General features: G+C 73.6%; 1 protein-coding gene. It reads right to left on the bottom strand.

The window, feature by feature from the left end; genetic code table 11:
- Positions 1-5: 5 nt before the first annotated feature.
- Positions 6-571 (bottom strand): class I SAM-dependent methyltransferase (locus AOK17_RS12270; protein ID WP_055612445.1); only part of this gene is annotated, 566 nt, incomplete at its 5' end.

Here is a 571-nt window from a genome sequence, read left to right as displayed (position 1 = left end):
CGCGGCTACTCCGCACTCCCCGGCTTCGTCGCCACCACCATCCGGCAGCGGGGGCTGCCGTCATTCCTGCGCCCGAACTCGGGGAGGGCGTACAGCTCCACCGAGAAGCCCGCGCGGGCGAGTTCCCGTCGTACGTCGCCGAGACGGAAATCCCGGTAGTACATGACGAACGGGGGACGCCACACGGCGTTCCGTACGCGCATCGCCGCGTCGAAGCCGAGCAGGGCCCAGTAGCCGCGCGAACCGGGGCGGGCGGGGGCCCCGATCGGGAAGGCGAACCGTCCGCCGGGCCGGAGCACCGAGTGGACCTGAGCGAACAGCCCCGGCAGCTCCCCGGGCAGGAAGTGCCCGAACGCCCCGAAGCTCACCACCAGGTCGAAGGCCGGCCCGAACGGCAGGTCGCGGGCGTCACCGCGTACCCACGCGGTCGGCGGCCCGCCCGGGCGCACCGCCCGTTCCCGCGCCACGGCGAGCATGCCGGTGCTGATGTCGACGCCGGTGACCTGCTCCCGGCACACCGTCCGCAATACGTCCATGCCCGCGCCGGTGCCACAGCACAGGTCGAGTCCGC

Source organism: Streptomyces phaeochromogenes (assembly GCF_001418655.1).
Taxonomy (GTDB): Bacteria; Actinomycetota; Actinomycetes; order Streptomycetales; family Streptomycetaceae; genus Streptomyces; species Streptomyces phaeochromogenes.
This window is presented reverse-complemented; position numbering and strand designations above follow the sequence as displayed.